12 protein-coding genes are annotated in these 15,525 nt (G+C 44.7%); 10 read left to right on the top strand and 2 right to left on the bottom strand.

Translation table 11 applies throughout. From position 1 onward, the window contains the following. The 3 genes from VMW01_10725 to priA form a co-directional block, all read left to right on the top strand. The coding region (locus VMW01_10725; GenBank protein ID HUW06721.1) for a hypothetical protein at positions 1-592 on the top strand (592 nt) is incomplete at its 5' end. Between the two features lie 133 nt (positions 593-725). Continuing rightward, positions 726-1,709 carry a 6-phosphofructokinase gene (gene pfkA / locus VMW01_10720; protein HUW06720.1) on the top strand — a complete coding sequence of 328 codons (984 nt, stop codon included), beginning with the start codon at positions 726-728 and terminating at the stop codon, positions 1,707-1,709. Positions 1,710-1,729: 20 nt separating this feature from the next. Beyond that, entirely contained in the window at positions 1,730-4,207 is a 2,478-nt protein-coding gene (gene priA / locus VMW01_10715; protein HUW06719.1) for a primosomal protein N', read from the top strand. Positions 4,208-4,224: 17 nt separating this feature from the next. On the opposite strand, the gene VMW01_10710 is transcribed toward priA, so the two are convergent. Then, complete coding sequence (locus VMW01_10710) at positions 4,225-5,730, bottom strand: hypothetical protein (GenBank protein HUW06718.1); 1,506 nt, start codon at positions 5,728-5,730, stop codon at positions 4,225-4,227. Positions 5,731-6,107: 377 nt separating this feature from the next. Here VMW01_10710 and VMW01_10705 point away from each other — a divergent pair, with 377 nt between their 5' ends. The 3 genes from VMW01_10705 (at position 6,108) to VMW01_10695 (ending at position 10,463) form a co-directional block, all read left to right on the top strand. Beyond that, entirely contained in the window at positions 6,108-7,445 is a 1,338-nt protein-coding gene (locus tag VMW01_10705; protein ID HUW06717.1) for a DNA/RNA non-specific endonuclease, read from the top strand. 524 nt (positions 7,446-7,969) lie between these two features. Next, positions 7,970-9,331 (top strand): DNA/RNA non-specific endonuclease, encoded by a 1,362-nt coding sequence (locus VMW01_10700; GenBank protein ID HUW06716.1) that lies wholly within the window; start codon positions 7,970-7,972, stop codon positions 9,329-9,331. A gap of 142 nt (positions 9,332-9,473) precedes the next feature. Continuing rightward, positions 9,474-10,463: a bifunctional ADP-heptose synthase gene (locus VMW01_10695; protein ID HUW06715.1), complete on the top strand. Its 990-nt coding sequence runs from the start codon at positions 9,474-9,476 to the stop codon at positions 10,461-10,463. On the opposite strand, the gene VMW01_10690 is transcribed toward VMW01_10695, so the two are convergent. Further along, positions 10,453-11,418, bottom strand: coding sequence for a diacylglycerol kinase family protein (locus VMW01_10690; protein ID HUW06714.1), 966 nt, complete (start codon positions 11,416-11,418; stop codon positions 10,453-10,455). The two genes, VMW01_10695 and VMW01_10690, sit on opposite strands and share 11 nt — an antisense overlap. Positions 11,419-11,865: 447 nt before the next feature. On the opposite strand from VMW01_10690, the gene VMW01_10685 reads away from it, so the two are divergent. The 4 genes from VMW01_10685 to VMW01_10670 form a co-directional block, all read left to right on the top strand. Then, positions 11,866-12,666, top strand: a complete 801-nt coding sequence (locus tag VMW01_10685; protein HUW06713.1) for an AAA family ATPase — start codon at positions 11,866-11,868, stop codon at positions 12,664-12,666. 25 nt (positions 12,667-12,691) lie between these two features. Next, complete coding sequence (locus tag VMW01_10680) at positions 12,692-13,594, top strand: ParB/RepB/Spo0J family partition protein (GenBank protein HUW06712.1); 903 nt, start codon at positions 12,692-12,694, stop codon at positions 13,592-13,594. Between the two features lie 24 nt (positions 13,595-13,618). After that, positions 13,619-14,524 carry a DUF5683 domain-containing protein gene (locus VMW01_10675; GenBank protein HUW06711.1) on the top strand — a complete coding sequence of 302 codons (906 nt, stop codon included), beginning with the start codon at positions 13,619-13,621 and terminating at the stop codon, positions 14,522-14,524. 132 nt (positions 14,525-14,656) lie between these two features. Further along, positions 14,657-15,525: lytic transglycosylase domain-containing protein (locus VMW01_10670; protein HUW06710.1), on the top strand; the 869-nt coding region annotated here is incomplete at its 3' end.

Below are 15,525 nucleotides of genomic sequence, written 5' to 3'. Positions count from 1 at the left end.
CTGCCCAATAGTGCTTAAGCTACAGCAGCGGGTGGCCGATGCCTATGCCGAGATGAAAAATGTAGGCGGGCATGTGGTTATCTACGGGAAAAAGTGTCATCCGGAGGTTTTAGGTTTAGCTGGAAATGCAGGCAATGAAGCCATAATTATTGGTGGTGTTGATGACGTTGTTCACCTAGACTTTTCTAATCCAATGGTTCTGTTCTCACAAACTACCATGGATGCCGAGGAATACCAAATCTTAGCGGAGGCAATTCGCTCCCGTTTGCTAGAAGTTGGTGGCGATGAGTCGTTGCTAAGGGTTGTAAACTCCGTGTGTGGTAGCGTATCGAACAGGCGACCGCAGCTGAAGGTTTTTGCTCAGGCGCATGATGTGGTGGTTTTTGTGGCTGGACAAAATAGCTCCAACGGGAAGGTTCTTTTTGAGGTGTGCAAGGCTGCAAATGCAAAAACAATTTTTGTAGAATCGCCCGGTGGGTTACATCCGGAGTTTTTTGCCAATGTATCTTCTGTAGGAGTTTGCGGGGCTACCAGCACTCCTTTATGGCTTATGGAGCAGGTGGCGGAAGCCATCCGAGAAATGGTGAAATAGAAAATCTTAGCTTAGGATTAAATAATAGTTTAAAGTTACCCCGTAGCTTTGATTCGCTGGCAAAGAGGCTTGTGAAGAATAATTCGCCGAGGAATTTAATCGGCTTTTAAAATGGATGTTAAAAATAGAAAATATGGCAAAGTTTAAAAAAATTGGTGTGTTGACTTCTGGTGGAGATGCCCCTGGAATGAATGCTGCCATTCGTGCGGTGACCCGTGCCGCTATCTTCAACGGTATTAAGGTTGTGGGCGTCAAGGAGGGTTATGCTGGTTTAATCTCCGGCGATTTTCGCGATTTGAAGGTGACCGACGTGAGCGACATTATTCAGAAGGGTGGAACCATTCTGAAAACGGCCCGCTGCATGGAATTTAAGACAGTGGAAGGTCGCCAAAAGGCCTACGAGAATGCTAAGAAGCAGGGTCTAGAGGCGTTGGTGGTAATTGGTGGTGATGGTACTTTTACGGGAGCTCGCCTACTTAGCGAGGAGCATCCTGATTTTCCTGTTGTAGGAATTCCGGGTACTATCGATAACGACCTATACGGTACCGACTACACCATCGGCTACGACACCGCACTGAATACGGTTGTTGAGGCTGTCGATAAGATTCGTGATACAGCCGCTTCGCACAACCGCCTCTTCTTTGTTGAGGTGATGGGCCGTGATGCTGGTTTTATTGCCCTGCGCAGTGGAATAGCCGTGGGTGCTGAGGCCATTCTGATCCCTGAGGTCAGAACGCCATATTCAGAGTTGAAGTCGTTTTTGGAAAACAACAGCAAGCGTAAGCGTCTGAATAACATTATAATTGTTGCCGAAGGTGCCGACCAAGGAGGGGCTTTTGAAATTGCCAAAAAGGTAAAGGAAGACTTTACTGAGTACGATGTGCGAGTGACCGTTCTTGGGCACATTCAGCGTGGCGGCTCTCCTTCTGCATTCGATAGGGTAACCGCTTCCCGACTGGGTGCCGGCGCTGTTGAGGCGCTAATGGACGATCAAAAGAGTGTGATGGTGGGTATTGCCAATAACCAGATTGTTCAGGTTCCATTCAACCAAACCATTAAGAACAAGAAGGATGTGAATGTGAAAATGCTGAAGTTGGCAGAAATGCTGGCTATCTAGAATTGGGGAAATCTACCGTTATGCAGAAGCTTTTTGCCGATGTGGTTCTACCTGTTCCTGTTCCTAAGGCTTATACCTACGCTATTCCTGTGGAGTTAGAAGAGCAGGTGGTAAAAGGGGTAAGGGTTGTGGTGCAGTTTGGTCGGAAAAAGTTATACTCTGCAGTGGTAGTTAATGTTCACAAAATTCCTCCCACCGGTTATGAGGTAAAAGATATAGCGGCGGTTCTGGATAGCGAACCAATACTAACGACGCATCAGCTGGCACTTTGGGAATGGATTGCCTCCTACTACATGGCCTACCCGGGCGATGTAATGAAGGCTGCTCTTCCTGCCGGGATGAAGCTCGAAAGCGAAACTCGAATCCATCTTGAGCGCGAGGAGGAAGTGGATGATGATCTGCCCGATGAGGAGCGACAGGTGCTGCAGCTTGTTGCCCGAAAAAAAAATGTCACGGTGCAAGAACTTGCTAAGGAGTTGGAAGTCAAAAATCCTTTACCTATAATCAATAGGTTGATAGGTGGGCATTTCCTTCGGGTTGAGGAGTCGATTAGGGAGAGCATAAAGCCTCGTACCGAAAGCGTAGTGGCCTTGCATCCGGATGTGTGCAGCGAGGAGGCGGTTAATGGTCTTTTCGAAAAACTTAGCGCTGCTCCTGCTCAACAAAGGCTGTTGCTTGCTTATATTTCTATGACGCAGCCGCTAAAATGGGATAAACCTCTTCGTGTAACGCAAAAAGCGCTGTTGGAAAAAACGCAGATATCCTATGGTGTCCTTAAGGCGTGCAGGGAAAAGAGCATCTTTGTTATTGAGCAGCGAGAGATTAGCAGGCTCGAGGATACAGAAGCCTCTTCTGAAGCAGCTTCGCTTTCTGGTATTCAGCAGTTGGCATACGACGCTGTTCTTACCCAAATGGAACAGAAAGAGGTGGTGCTGCTGCATGGCGTTACTGGAAGTGGGAAAACCGAAGTTTACATTCATCTCATAAAGAAGACGCTGGCGGAGGGAAAGCAGGTGCTCTATCTTTTGCCGGAAATAGCACTTACTACGCAGATCATCACACGGCTAAGCCGTGTATTTGGGGAGAAGGTGGGCGTATACCATTCCAAGTTTAGCGATGGTCAACGCACTGAAGTTTACAACCGGATGCTACACGGTACTGATGGTGTCGGAGGTAATCGTTACGACTTGATTTTGGGTGTTCGCTCATCCGTTTTTCTTCCCTTTACCAATCTGGGGCTTGTTATTATCGACGAGGAGCACGAGAATACATATAAGCAGTACGATCCTGCACCCCGCTACCATGCACGCGATACGGCCATGGTGCTGGCCGCCAACTTTGGCGCTAAGGTGCTGCTAGGAACAGCAACCCCTTCGGTGGAGACCTACTTCAATGCCATCTCAGGCAAGTATGGGCTGGTGGAGTTGCTCACCCGTCACCGTGATGTGGAGTTGCCCAAGGCGGAGCTGGCTAATACGTTGCGGGCAAGAAAAATGAAGCAGATGGCAGCCATGTTCACGCCACAGCTGGTAGGAGCTATTGAGCAGGCCATTGCTAAAAAGGAACAGATAATCCTATTTCAGAACAGAAGGGGTTTTTCCCCCTACGTAGAGTGCATGGAGTGTGCCCATATTCCTAAATGCCAGAATTGTGATGTGAGCCTTACTTACCATAAAGCTGGCAACCAGCTGGTATGTCACTACTGTGGATTTACCACTAAGGTTCCAGAGCGTTGCCCTGCTTGTCACAGCACCGACATTAAAACCCGCGGATTTGGTACCGAAAAAATCGAGGAGGAGCTGCAGCTGTTGTTTCCCGAACTGCGCATTTCCCGCATGGATTTGGATACTACCCGTTCGCGCAGCTCCTACGAACAAATTATTTCTGATTTTGAAGAGCATAAGGTCGACGTTATGGTTGGCACACAAATGGTAACCAAAGGACTCGACTTCGACAAGGTTAGCGTTGTGGGAGTGCTCGACGCCGACAGCATGCTCAACTTTCCCGACTTTCGCGCTCACGAGCGCAGCTTTCAGCTGATGGCGCAGGTGAGTGGAAGGGCTGGTAGAAAGGAGAAGCAGGGATTGGTCGTTATTCAAACTACCCAGCCCGACCATCCCGTTCTCGCCTACATTATTGATAATAACTTTAAAGGCTTTTTTCGCAATGAGGTGGAGCAGCGCAAGCAATACCTTTATCCACCATTCTTCAGACTTATCCGGATTAGTATAAAGCATAGGAGCAGTGGTGTTACTGAGGCTGCGGCTAATGCGTTAGCCGAATTGCTTAGGCAAGTTTTTGGAAAAAGGGTGCTTGGCCCCGAAGAGCCTGTGGTGGCTAGGATTCAGACCTTCTTCATTAGAAATATTTTGATAAAGATTGAGCGTGAACGCAGTGCGGCGAAGGCCAAGGAATTGCTTGCAGAGTGCATATTGCAGGTGAAGGGTCGTGATGAATTTCGTTCCGTTTTCTTTTCTCCTGATGTTGATCCCTACTAGATGAAACTGGGCTGAGTTTAGATATTAAGCTGCCTTTGAATTCTTGAAATCACCATTTCGCCTAACCGTTCGTATGGAATAAGCTCAGGGGTGTCGATAACTCTGTGATTGGCAAGTTCAGTCAATTTTTTTTTGAAATTATCTATATTCTCGCTCACCTCCCTTGCGTTGAAGTTTCCCTGAAGTAGCTTGTAGAGAGCTCGAGAAAATATTTTTGTTCTATTGCAGTTCTCGTTTCTAAGATGCCGGTAGTAGTAAACCCTAATATTTTCCGCCTCATTATGTAATTCATCTAGATGGTGTTCCATCATAAGTATAACCCTAATTTGCATCAGCATGGTGTTATAACCTTGCTTGTCTTTTGAGATGGAGCGGCAGCTGTTACCAAGGGTGTTGATGTCAATCTTTCGTGCATACTCAGGAGTAAAACGCTCAATGCCATCACGATCGTCTTGTGATAGCAGTGCATAAAATAAAAAGGCCTTGCGGATTGCCCAGCCTGATTTATCGGGATCGTAGATGAGATTGAATTGAGGTTGCTCCTTCACCTCTAGCAGCACTCTTCCAGCTTCAGTAAGGTTATTTTCCTTCATGAGTAGGTCGAAGTGGTGGGTTTGTATGGTGAAACGATTAAATGCCTTGTATTCAGATAGATACAAACATTCCTCCACTGATTTTCGCATATTCTCCCAGCTGCCTTCCATGCGGAAAAGCAGGACTTGGTAGTAGTGTAGTAGGAGAATCAATGAAGGTGTTGACAGGTAGATATTAGAGTGGAGTAATGAGCTGAATAGTTCTACATTGTGCTTTAACGCCGTAGCATTGTTGGTCTGCAGAAGCTGAATTATTCTAATGTGAGTGAGGTTGAGATGAAGGAAAACATTGGGTGTGGTAATCATCCAGCCCTCTATGGTATCGGCATATGATTCAGCTTCTTGCTCTATAATGCTACTCTTGCCAATGAAGTAGCGCGTTCGGCTCTGGAGCAGCTCAACCCATTCCTGTGATTTGTCAATCTGTCCCGAAAGTGTGCGCAGGATTTCGAGTTGCTCTCCAATTCTGAGAATTTCAGCGTTGTCACCTTTCATGGAAGCTATTCGATGGTAGAGTTTTTGACACGATAGTTCAACATCTACCAGCTGAAACTGTTGCGAGAGGTTCGATATTCGCTGCAGTATTCTTTCTGCATTGTGAAAAACATTCTGGGTAAGGAGTTTGGCAGCAACGGTTAATTCTTTTTCGCATTCAAAACGAATACTATGGTAGTTGCTCTTGTCGAAATACTCTGCGCTGAGAACAATGTCGGTAAGCTTGTTGATGAGGTTGCGCTTAAGCATGAGGTAGCGCTTATCTTTCGACGACGATCCGTAGATTCGTTGGGCCGCATCGACTTCAGTGGTTACTTCACCATGGAGTAACAGATCGAAAAAGTAGCGCATCTTCGATGTTGGGGAGAGAAGCGCATTTAGGTCTCGTGGGGGCCGCTGCATCACAATAAATACCAGCTCGCTTAAAAGATCCATTGGGCTGTTGTTTACCGGGCGGTTTGTATTGTCATTGTTAAAAACTGCTTAATTGTGTTAAGAGGCTTGAAATGTAACTCATTTTTATGCTTTATGAATAGCTCTGCATCTAATTTTTAGTTTTTAGGATCTGTAATATTTTTTTTTGACCAACCATTCTGCTTGGTTTTAGACGATTTGTATAGAAAATGCAGGGTATTTGTGCTTAGCATATTCATTGTTTAGATTAACTCTAAGTTGAGGCAGGGTAGGTTGCATAGTTGCTTACCTAAATCTATTTATTTGCCCATAAAGCGGTTTACCATAAAACAATTATTGTTATTGACGTATACACAGTGAATGAATAGCTTTGACCGCTACCACATAACTAAACAACTATGAGTCGATTTTCTGTAATTCTTGTTGCCCTCCTTTTAACCTTTGGATGCGCAAAGGATAAAACATCTACAACTTCTGTTAATCCAGGTGATACAATAGTTGCCTCATTTGGTGCTTTCGAAACTTTTGAGGGAGTAGTAAAAGATAGCTACGACAGTGGTAGCGTTACGTTTCCTTCAGGCAGCTGGACCATAGATGATGGTGTTGTTGGTTCTACTTCACTGGATAGGAAGTTCGATCACAGCGCTATAAGAATAAAGGACCTTGGCACGATTACCACTAATTTCGACTTACCTAATGGTGTTGGTAGTGTTGCCATTTACCATGGAGTTTATGGAGATGGAGGTCCAAGTACTTGGCAGCTCTTTTATTCCATTGATGAGGGCAATAGCTGGTATCCTGCAGGTAATGCAGTGGAAAGCAATGCCTATGAAATGAAAAAGGCGGAGATCACCGTTAATATGGTTGGAAATGTTCGGTTACAAATCCGGAAGCTTTCGGGTAACGATAATCAAATGGATATTGACGACCTTTCGTTCACCACCTACTCAGTTGAAAATGGCTCCTCTACGCCAACCCGTGACAACAACATGACCATGGGCAATCCATCCAATGCCACTGCTTCGATCGATAACTTCTCGAACTACTTTATGGAGAAGCCGGAGTATTCACTTTCCTACAATGGAGATAAGGGTACACCCAACTGGGTGAGCTGGCACTTGAGCAGCGCATGGTATGGGAGTGTGCCTCGTCCAACCTACTTTAACACTGATGTGACCTTGCCTGCAAGTTGGTATCATGTTTCAACTAGTGACTATACCAATTCTGGTTTCGACCGTGGACACTTATGCCCAGCTTCCGATCGCGATTCCACCCTTGCAGAGGAGAAGAACACCTTTATAATGACCAATATTATGCCGCAATCTGCCTATAACAACCAGCAGACATGGAAGTTTTTGGAAATGTATTGCAGAACGTTAACTGATGCTGGTAATGAATTGTATATCATAGCAGGCCCTTATGGTTCGGGTGGTTCGGGAGATCTGGGTGGAGTAACAACCACAATAGCCAATGGCTTGGTCACGGTCCCTTCCTACACATGGAAGGTGATACTTGTTCTCCCAAATGGTGAAAACGATGTGGCTCGAGTGAATGAAAATACAAGGGTAATTGCTGTTTGGATACCAAATACCCAAACTGGATTAACCACCGATTGGAGTCAGTATCGCACTTCGGTTGACTATATTGAGTCCCAAACTGGCTACGATTTCTTTTCTAATGTTCCAAAGGCTATTCAGGCTATTATTGAGGCAAGAACCGATACGGGCCCACATTAAATTCTTTTGATTAGATAGTTTTTGAGGGAGGATGCCGGATTGGCATCCTTTTTCTTTTAATAATTTCTTAGATTAAAGAATCAAGTAAGGAGTGATAAAGTCACAAGTCGGAGTGAAGCGAAGATTTCGATTTTATAGGGTTAAAAAAATTGGAAGTCAGTAGACTGAAGTGCTTCTCCTCCTTATTTATTCATTACCGATAAGCTAATCCAGTCTTACTTTTTTTTATTCTATCCAACGACAATAGTTTACCTGTTGGCTTTTCTTGTTATTCTTTAAATAACAATGAGCAGGGCAGGTTAACTTTTTTCATTCTATATGACACCACCTGCATTGCCTTGTATGATGGCTTTCACACCATTTTAATAACCTGAGATTGGTTCCTTCGGTATTCACTACTTGGCCTTGAGAAAACATTGTGTTAACAATTGTCATAAAAAGTGTGGGTTTACTAAATGCAGTTTTTTGTTATTGCCTTTGCCTTATTGACGCCATAGTTTTGGGCAAACCTAATTCAAAACCCTATGAAAAAACTATTACTCTTAGCCACAATGGCAGCAGTATTTGCAAGCTGTGCCAAAGACGATGCAGTTACGCCACAGGTAACTAATGAAAGTTCAACCTTAATGAAGGCAACGTCTTCCGCAACGGTTGAAACATTTGAGTCGGGAACGAAAACTGCATATGCCGCCGGTGCGGTTACCTTTAGCACTGGAAGCTGGTATCTCGACGATGCGCTGGTTGGTACCTCTACGAGCGATCGTAAAAACGACACCAAGTCAGTTCGTATTCGCAATACCGGTAAGTTGACGGCTCAATTCGATTATACCACTGGTATTTCTACTGTTTCCGTTAATCATGCAGTATATGGAACCGATGGTTCTAGCACGTGGGAACTTTACTATTCAACAAATAGTGGAAGCAGCTGGACCAAGGTCGGAAGCACCATTACTTCTTCTTCAACGAGCTTAGCAACGGTTACCTTCACCATCAATAAGTCTGGAAACGTTCGCATCGACATTCGTAAAGTTTCTGGTGGAACTAATAGAATTAACATCGACAATGTATCGGTTTCCCCATATTCATCTGGCGATACGGGTGGTGGTGGAACAACTGGTCCTGCTACTCGCGACGACAATATTGGCATGGGAAATCCAAGCAATGCTACAACCTCGACCTCAAACTACACCAACTATCTTATGGTAAAGAGTGAGTATGCTCTCTCCTATAATCGCGACAAAGGCACCGCGAATTGGGTGAGCTGGCATTTGAGCACAGCATGGTTGGGAAGTGCCTCGCGTCCAAGCTCCTTTACCACCGATGCAACATTGCCAAGCGGTTGGTATCAAGTTACCACTTCAAATTACACGAACACCGGATTCGACCGTGGACATCTTTGCGCTGCTGCCGACAGAAGCTATAGCACTACTGCGATAACGAATACCATGAAGATGACCAATATTATGCCTCAGGCACCGGTTAACAACCAGCAACCATGGGCGGCTCTTGAGAACTATTGCCGCACACTGGCAAATGCTGGGAATGAACTTTACATTATTGATGGACCTTATGGCTCTGGCGGAACTGGCAGCAATGGAGGAACAACCACAACCATAGCCAGCGGTAAGGTAACAGTTCCTTCCTATACATGGAAGGTGATTATTATTCTTCCCAATGGTACCAATGATCCTAGCCGAGTGACATCTTCGACTCGGGTTATTGCCGTATGGATGCCAAATACTCAGAGCATTGCTAATAACTGGGGACAGTATCGCACCACCGTTGACTACATTGAGTCGAAAACCGGTTTCAATTTCTTCTCCAATGTTTCAACTACGGTTCAGAGCGCTATTGAGTCCCAAGTTGATAGTGGGCCTACCAACTAGCATGTTCACCTAAAGTCCCTAAACCTTTAAAGTGCGCAGGCCCACAAGCTTGCGCACTTTGCATTTGTGGTGTAGTGTAGCATATGGTTGTTGCCTCTTTTCCTAATTCTATTAACTTTGTGCGATTGCATATTTTAATCGAATGGATAAGAGTAAACTTCCCGAACTGTTTGAAAGATTCAATCAGTTCAAAATTTTGGTGATCGGTGACGCTATGGTTGATTCCTACTTGTGGGGTAAGGTTGAACGTATTTCGCCTGAAGCACCTGTACCAATTGTGGCTTGCACAAAGCAGGAGAATCGGCTAGGTGGAGCTGCCAATGTAGCTCTCAATATTCAAGCTTTAGGCGCAACACCCATCCTGTGCTCAGTGGTGGGGCATGACATTAAGGGCGATCTGCTGCGGGACCTTTTAAGGCAAAATAGCCTTACCGACGAGGGAATTTTTGCTGATCCGGGTCGTCCAACTACTGTAAAAACTCGTATCATCAGCGACAATCAACACCTGCTGAGGGTTGATGAGGAGAGCACTGAAAACCTCACTCCCGAAATAGAACTAGCCTTTACTAACCATATTCTCTCTTTAGTTGACCATCATTCTGTTAATGCTATTGTATTTGAAGATTACGACAAGGGTGCCATTACCTCGGAATTAATTCGTCGCGTGGTTGAGGTAGCCAACAGAAAGGGAATACCAACACTTGTCGATCCTAAAAAGAGGAACTTTGCTGCCTACAATGGAGTTACCCTTTTCAAACCAAACTATAAAGAGCTGGTTGAAGGGCTTAAGCTCGATTTGAAGAAGAACGATTTTGATGGAATATTTCAGGCAGCCAAGACAATCCATGCCGGGATGAAAGTTAATTTGGTGTTTATAACGCTCTCCGAACTAGGTGTTTTTATCAGCAATGGAGAGAGTTATAATGCTATTCCCGCGCAAATGCGTGAGATTGCTGACGTATCTGGTGCAGGCGATACGGTTATTAGTACGGCCAGCTTGTGCCTTGCTGCCGGTCTTGCGCCGGACGCCATTGCCGCCATTGCCAACATGGCTGGTGGCTTGGTATGCGAGAAGGTTGGTGTAGTGCCAATCGATAAAAATCTACTGCTTCAGGAGTGTCTTAACGCTTAGGTAGCACCTCTGCCTGCTCCTGAAAAGTTGCCCCCACCACAACTCGAATGGACTTGGGGACAATCTTAAACTCAAAGGGTGAATGGCCAACGGCTTCCCCGTCGAGCTCCATGGGCATAGGGGGGATGGAGTGTATTGAAATACTCTTTGCCCGAACTACGCTAATCTTTGGGTGTTCGTATATTTTCCCGTTATAGAGTATCGGTAGGTTGCGTAGCACGTTCCACTTGCTGAGCTTACGAATTATGGTCATATCGAATAGCCCGTCGTCGGAGATAGCATCGGGAACCTGTAGCATTCCTCCTCCATTGAATTTTCCGATACCAAGTGTAGCGCTAAATATTTCGCTTTTTATGCCTCTTTCATCAATCTTGGCGGAGACGCTGGTTGAGCGATACTGAATGAGAGCATGCACTAGTGCCATAACGTAGAGCCACTTTCCCTTCCTACCCAACTCTTTTAGCCGGTTGAAGCGAAATCCGACTGCTCCATCGAAGCCGATTCCCACTGCGTTGGCGAAGTAGCGGGTGTGGTGCACTCTAGTTTCAAAAAAGGAGGCCAACCCAACATCTTGAAGAAAGTCTCGTTGCATCATAAGCGCCTCAATGGCGTCGGTGTAGTTCCAGGGTAATTTGTAGGTCCTAGCCCAGTCGTTGCCAGTTCCCACTGCAATGGTTCCAAGCAGCACGTTGGTAGTGGGGATAGCCTTTTGGATAAAGATGCCGTTCACAATTTCGTTAACTGTACCATCACCACCAACGGCAATTATTTTGTAATAGCCTTCATTAATGGCTCTCACCGTGAGCTCTACAGCGTGGTAGCGCTTTCGGGTAAACTCAAAGTCGAACTGCAATCCTTTGCTTTCTAGAAGTGCTTTTATTACTGGCCAGTCTCTGTGACCGCGTCCACTTCCGGCTTTCGGATTAATGATAACCTTCCAGCTATTATTCTCCAATTTGAATGCTTTTTAGTCAACCTCCAAAAGTAGTATTAAAATGCATTTGGTGGCGAAGTTGATGAGAAATTTCAATACTCATGAAATTCTTCCACTTACCTCCCCACAGCAAATAACCTTAACATGCTGATGCCACAGTGTTCGTGTGGTATTTGCCATTTGAACCTTGTTGAAAAGGTGACGCCCCAACTCTTAGTATGTTCCCATTTTCTGAAAAATGGTGTGGTGTATACAGCGCAATCCCTGTCAGAATGGCTTCTCTGCCTTCTGCATAATATTTTTTCTAGAAAAACTGTGGATGGAATAGATTTTTTTATTTCCTTACAGTATAATTGTTGTAAATGTAATAGGCTGGATGTCAGCAATGTCAAACCTTTCCTTGTTTTTTGGAGTTAGGTTAATTAGACTTTTATTCTTAATATTGCAAAACGAAAAAAATACACTCAAATGGCAAAAGTAATTGCAATTGCTAACCAAAAAGGTGGCGTCGGAAAGACAACCTCGGCTATTAACCTTGCCGCCAGCTTGGCTGTATTAGAACAGAAAGTGCTTCTAATTGACGCCGATCCTCAGGCAAATGCCACCTCCGGAACCGGTTTTGACATTCGGAATGTGAAAACTAGCATATACGAGTGCCTCGTTGAGGATATAAACCCTCGTGACGTAATATTGAAGAACGAAGAGATTAAAAATCTCGACCTCATACCTTCACATATCGACCTTGTGGGAGCAGAGATTGAAATGCTCAACCTTCCTAACCGGGAGAATATGTTGAAAAATGTTATCGCAAAGTTGAGGAATGATTACGACTACGTACTTATCGATTGTTCTCCCTCTCTTGGTCTCATTACCGTTAATGCACTTACTGCTGCCGATTCTGTAATTATTCCGGTGCAGTGTGAATACTTTGCACTGGAGGGGCTTGGAAAGTTGCTTAATACGGTGAAGATTATTCAGACTCGCCTCAATCCTGAACTACAAATAGAGGGGTTTTTACTCACAATGTACGATGCGCGATTGAGGTTGTCGAATCAGGTAGTTGAGGAGGTTAAAAAACACTTCCAGTCCATGGTTTTCGAAACCATTATTCAGCGTAACATTAAACTTAGTGAAGCACCAAGCTATGGCAAGCCAGTAATCCTTTATGATGCCGCTTCCACGGGCTCGCTAAACTACCTGAACTTGGCTCGCGAGGTTCTGCAAAAGAACGAGGCGACAAAACTTACAAATGCGCAAAAAGCACAATAATTACTTGTAGAATTGGAGATTTTCTATGGCAAAAAAGATGGTGTTGGGAAGAGGACTTGGGGCGTTGATGGAAGATGCCAATGATGGCGGAGCCATTCATCACGAAACTAGAATAACCTCTGAGTTGGTAAGCGAGATTGACCTTTCGAAGATAGACGTTAACCCATTTCAACCTCGCTCTCATTTCGACGAGGAGTCTCTGAATGAGTTGGCGGAGTCTATCAACAAGTTGGGCATTATTCAGCCAATTACGGTTCGGCAGGTTAACGATCGCTTTCAGCTGATTACTGGTGAGAGAAGGTTCCGTGCCTCTAAAATTGCAGGCCTTACTAAAATACCAGCTTACGTTCGAACAGCCGACGACCAGGGTATGCTTGAAATGGCACTGGTGGAGAACATTCAGCGTCAAGACTTGGATTCCATTGAAATTGCCATTAGTTATCAACGACTTATTGAGGAGTGTAATCTTACTCAGGAAGATTTGGGTAGCCGTGTAGGTAAAAAACGGGCAACCGTTACCAACTACCTTCGCCTCCTAAAGCTACCTGTGGAGATACAGGCGGGTATTCGCGATAAACTATTAACCATGGGCCATGCCCGCGCTATTATTGGCATCGACGATCCTACATTACAGCTGGAGGTTTACCAGAGAATTATTGCAGAAGACCTCTCCGTTAGGCAGGTGGAGAGCGTGGTAAAGGAGATTCAGGATGGCAAACCTATTCCTGCAACATCCACTTCAAACGGAAATGAGGCAGCCTCCCTTGAAAGTTATGGTAAGCTGAAGTCGCACTTGGAGCGATACTTTAATACCCGTATTGATATTAAGCAAGGACCAAGAGGAACTGGTAAAATTATTATCTCTTTTCGCAGCGAAAAGGAGGTTGAAGAGATTACCGAAAAAATGGAGTTGCTCAATCTTGAATAATTGTCCAAAGTTTTGACTCACCGTTTGCTAAAATATCTACAGGCTGTTTTCCTGATGGTGATTACAGCCTTGCTTTTTAATTGCAGCGTCTTTGCACAGAGCGCTGATTCTCTTGCCCAATCTAGGAAACGAGATACAATACGTGTCGGAAGTATTTGGATTAGATCAATGCTGCTTCCGGGCTATGGGCAAGTTTACAATCATGACTACTACAAAATCCCTATTTTTTATGGAGGTGCTGTTTCGTTGGCTTACTTCGGCTACCAGAACAACCTACGGTACCAAAAAGCATTGCGTGCATTTGATCAGATAAATACCTCCGGTATGTCCGAGGTGGCTGTTCAAGGGCTAAAGCAAGATTACTTGAAATATCGCGATCAGCGTGACCTGTTCTATGTGGGGGCTGGGCTTTTTTATATCTCATCGGTACTTGATGCAGTTTATCATCATCCAAAACTTGGTCATTCACCAGCAAAGGCAACCTTAATGTCGACGTTGGTTCCTGGCTTAGGGCAGATCTACAATCACAAGTATTGGAAAATCCCCCTAATCTATGGAGGTTTAGCAGCTTCGGCCTACTCAATTGAGTTTAATAATCGCGAGTATACCCGTTTTCGAAAGGCCTACAACTATCTTACCGATAATAATCCTGCCACCATCGATGAGTTTTCGGGAGCAAGGAGCGCCGTTGAACTTAAAAACTATCGCGATGCGTACCGACGAAATAGAGACCTTTCTGTAATAATGTTTGCAGCCACCTATGCCCTAAACATTATAGATGCCAACGTAGATGCCTACTTCTTCAACTTTGATATCAGCGATAAATTAGCCTTCAGGATGGAGCCCACAGCCACCATTGCCTCTGTTGGGAATGGCTATTATTATACCGTAACCCCAATTGCTGGGTTCAATCTTTCGGTTAGTTTCTAATTTTTACTACTTTTACTTCGTTGAATTCTTTGTTTTTGTTGCCATTTCTCGATTCTACCTTTGATTTTGGTTGAATTATTGCCATTGCAAGGTTCATTCTTTAATATTATAAATGTTTAAAATTTTAAGCGAATGGAATTCTTTAAGGGTTGTGCTGTAACAATTTTGTTTGGTGTTGGGTTGTCAGTTAGTGGTTGGAGTCAAACAAATTCACTAAAGAAAATCCTACCCCTACCATTATCTGCAGCAGCGGCGGCAGCTTCCACCACGCCTACAATAAATGAAGAGAATCCCAATTCGGTAAGTGATAATACAAATCTTGATAGTTTACTCTCAATATACTACCAACAGCAGCAGGAGGATACCACAAATCTGATGACCGATTACAAGGATGAGGGGGATTCCCTGAACCTTGACCTGCCCGATTCTGTTTACATGCATCGGTTGCACAATATTATTTCACCGCTGGAACTCTCCTTTAATGGTGTGGTTAAGAGCTACATTAAGGTTTATACCCAAAAGCGAAAGGATAAGATGGAGGAGATTTTGGGACTTAGCGACTATTATTTCCCCTTGTTTGAGGAGACTCTTGATGCCTACAACCTCCCACTTGAATTAAAGGTGCTACCAGTTATTGAGTCGGCACTAAATCCAAATGCCGTTTCCAGAATGGGGGCCACGGGTTTATGGCAGTTTATGTATGGAACAGGCAAACTCTATAAGTTAGAGGTAAACTCTTTTGTGGATGAGCGTAAGGACCCCGTGGCTGCCACCAATGCTGCATGCCACTTTCTTAGCGATCTATACAATATATACCACGACTGGACGCTGGTTATTGCCGCTTACAACTGCGGACCAGGTAACGTGAACAAGGCCATTCGCCGTTCGGGTGGCAAACGCAATTACTGGGAAATTTACTACCTACTGCCAAGGGAAACCCGTGGCTACGTTCCTGCTTTCATTGCTGCCACCTATGCACTTACCTATTACAAGGAACATAA

It is taken from the genome of Williamwhitmania sp., assembly GCA_035529935.1.
In the GTDB taxonomy this organism is placed as follows: Bacteria; Bacteroidota; Bacteroidia; order Bacteroidales; family Williamwhitmaniaceae; genus Williamwhitmania.
Note: the sequence above shows the minus strand (reverse complement) of the source record. Positions and strands in the feature narration are given on the sequence as shown.